The organism is Rhodococcus sp. C26F, assembly GCF_053345925.1.
On record NZ_JBKFBA010000099.1, the window covers coordinates 1 to 2632 of the forward strand.

Annotated in this window: 2 protein-coding genes, 1 other RNA gene and 1 pseudogene; 2 read left to right on the plus strand and 2 right to left on the minus strand. The window is 68.8% G+C overall.

Annotated features, from left to right (window positions below):
- An RNA gene (rnpB, locus tag ACLBYD_RS30505) (RNase P RNA component class A) lies at positions 1–171 on the minus strand; the annotation flags it as partial.
- Positions 172–226: 55 nt separating this feature from the next.
- Here rnpB and ACLBYD_RS30510 point away from each other — a divergent pair.
- Both ACLBYD_RS30510 and ACLBYD_RS30515 read left to right on the plus strand, forming a co-directional pair.
- Complete coding sequence (locus ACLBYD_RS30510) at positions 227–748, plus strand: DUF1697 domain-containing protein (protein WP_447819378.1); 522 nt, start codon at positions 227–229, stop codon at positions 746–748.
- Positions 749–832: 84 nt separating this feature from the next.
- Positions 833–2082: pseudogene (locus tag ACLBYD_RS30515) on the plus strand (lipase family protein).
- A gap of 134 nt (positions 2083–2216) precedes the next feature.
- Here the strand turns inward: ACLBYD_RS30515 and ACLBYD_RS30520 are convergent.
- Positions 2217–2632: histidine phosphatase family protein (locus tag ACLBYD_RS30520; RefSeq protein ID WP_447819126.1), on the minus strand; the 416-nt coding region annotated here is incomplete at its 5' end.

Genomic DNA, 2632 nt, shown 5'->3' on the forward strand with positions numbered 1-2632 from the left:
CACCCTTACCTGCCGTACGGCAGGCGGTTTGCTTTCTGTGGCACTGTCCCGCGAGTCACCTCGGGTTGCCGTTAGCAACCGCCCTGCTCTGTGGAGTCCGGACTTTCCTCGATTCAGGGCCTGGCACCGTGCGGTACCGGTTCCCTGCTCCGCGGCCGCCCGGCCGACTCGTTCGCTCGACCAGACTATCCCGCGCCGTGTCGGCGCCGCCAACTACGGTGCCCTCATGGCGCGACTCGTGGCCCTGCTGCGCGGAATCAACGTCGGCGGCATCCGCATCCGGATGGCCGATCTGAAGGAGGTCTTCGTCGGTCTCGGCTTCGAGAACGTCCGCACCGTCCTCGCATCCGGCAACGTGCTCTTCGACGCCGAGGACGACCCGGCCACCGCGAAGGCCCGGATCGAGGCCGCACTCACCGAGCGGTTCGGTTACGAGGCCTACACCTTCGTCGTCGAGCAGTCGTATCTCGCGCGGGTCGTCGAGGCGTATCCCTTCGACGACGCACGCGCCGACCGGCATTCGTACGTCGTGTTCGTCTCCGATCCCGCCGTACTCGAATCGCTGGCCGCCCTGGCGGACGATCTCGATCCGGACCTCGAATGCATCGAAGTCGGCGAGGGCGTCCTCTACTGGCAGGTCGTGAAGGGCTCGACGCTCGACAGTGCCGTGGGGAAGCAGTCGGGTTCGGCCCGGAACAAGGCGACGACGACCGTCCGGAACCTCAACACGCTGCGTCGACTGGTCTGACAGGGCACGTCGTCGGCCATTGCACCTGCGTACAGACTGCAGGTAGCGTCCCTCCTCGACATTCGTCCCGCCGGAAGGTCCAGGATGCGCAGACGCACCGGAGTATTCGCCTCGATCGCCGCGGCTGCACTCCTCGCGACCGCACCGACGGTGGCGACCGCCGAGTCCCATACCGACTTCTACACGCCCCCTCCGGCCTTCGAGACGGCGCCGCTCGGCGACGTCCTGCGCACCGCACCGTCGGTCGCCGCCGTCGTCCCGAACACCCTGGCCGTCCTCGACGCGGCCGTCACCCGCGTGATGTACCGCAGCACGAATGCCACCGGAGGACCGGTCGCCACCGTCGGCACCGTGCTCGTCCCGTCGCAACCGTGGACCGGCCCCGGACCCCGGCCCACCGTCGTGCTCGGTCCCGGCACGCAGGGCATGGGCGACCAGTGCGCACCGTCGAAACTCATGACCTTCGGTCAGGAGTACGAATACATCCACATCGGTCCGATGCTCGCGGCCGGCTACGCCGTCGCGGTCACCGACTACGAAGGACTCGGCACACCCGGCGTGCACCCCTATCTCAACCGCGAGTCGCAGGGACGGGCAATGCTCGATCTCGCACGCGCCACCCGATCGCTCGGCGATCTCGGTCGCGACCCCGAGGGCCCGATCGCGTTCTGGGGATATTCGCAGGGCGGCACGGCGTCCGCCTCGGCCGCCGAACTCGCCGCGACGTACGCCCCCGAGCTGTCGGTGGTCGGCGCCGTGGCCGGCTCACCGCCCGCCGACCTGGGCGATCTGGCCGTGGCCGGCGACGGCTCCCTGCTCTCCGGCGGGATCGGCTGGGTCGTCGACGGTTTCATCTCGGCCTATCCCGAGCACGCCCCGTCGCTGCTGGCGGCGTTCGATCCCGCCGGACTCGACATCCTGCGTCGCGCCGAGACGGCCTGTGTCTTCGACGCGTTCACACTGAATCCGTTCGGGCAGACCTCGTCGTACACGGTCGACGGACGGCCCATCGCCGAGCACCTCGGCGACGGGCCGTGGGCGNGGCGTCGCTGGTCGCCGAGCAGCAACTCGGCAACCGCGCCCCGTCGATGCCGGTCTTCGTCGCGCAGAGCACCGGCGACGACTTCGTGCTCGTCCAGGGTGTCGACACGATGGTCGACAAGTGGTGCTCGGTCGGCGCCGACGTCACCTACCGCCGCTACGACGTCGGACCCGTCCTGACGAAGACCGGAACCGGCCACCTGATCGGCATGTTCCCGGCCGTCGTCGAAGGCCTCGACTGGCTCGCTCAGCGATTTTCCGGCCGGGAATCCCAGTCCGGCTGCACCGCCTGACATCCCGTCGGAAAAAATTTCCGGCAACCGTGTAACACCGTCGGTCGGCCGACAGATAAACATGATGAGTGGCCGCGCAGGCAACCCCCCGACATGTCTGCGCGGCCACTTTTCGCTTCGCGACCGCTACCGGTTCACAGGTGCGAGGTGTCGTTGACGAGCCGCACCGACGATCCGCCGTCCGCGTAGAACTCGGCGATGCTGAGCGACGCGAGATCCAGGTGCAGGCGGTACAGCAGCGACGGGCCCGATTCGAGCGCCATCTGCAGGAACGTCTTGATGGGCGTGACGTGCGAGACGACCAGCACGGTCGTGCCGGCGTAGTCGGTCAGCAGGTCGTCGCGCACCGAGGCGATGCGCTTGGCCACCTCGTCGAAGCTCTCGCCGTTCGGGGGCCGCACGGAGGTGTCGCCGAGCCAGCGCCGGTGCAGTTCGGGGTCGCGACGCGCGGCCTCGGCGAAGGTGAGACCCTCCCAGTCGCCGAAATCCGTCTCGGTGAGTCCGTCGTGCACCGTCACCGGGAGGTCGAGGGCGTCCGCCGCTGCGGCGG

What these genes read in the sequence shown, in the direction of transcription:
- ACLBYD_RS30510 (WP_447819378.1), top strand. Translation starts at nt 227, where the DNA reads ATGGCGCGACTCGTGGCCCTGCTGCGCGGAATCAACGTCGGCGGCATC.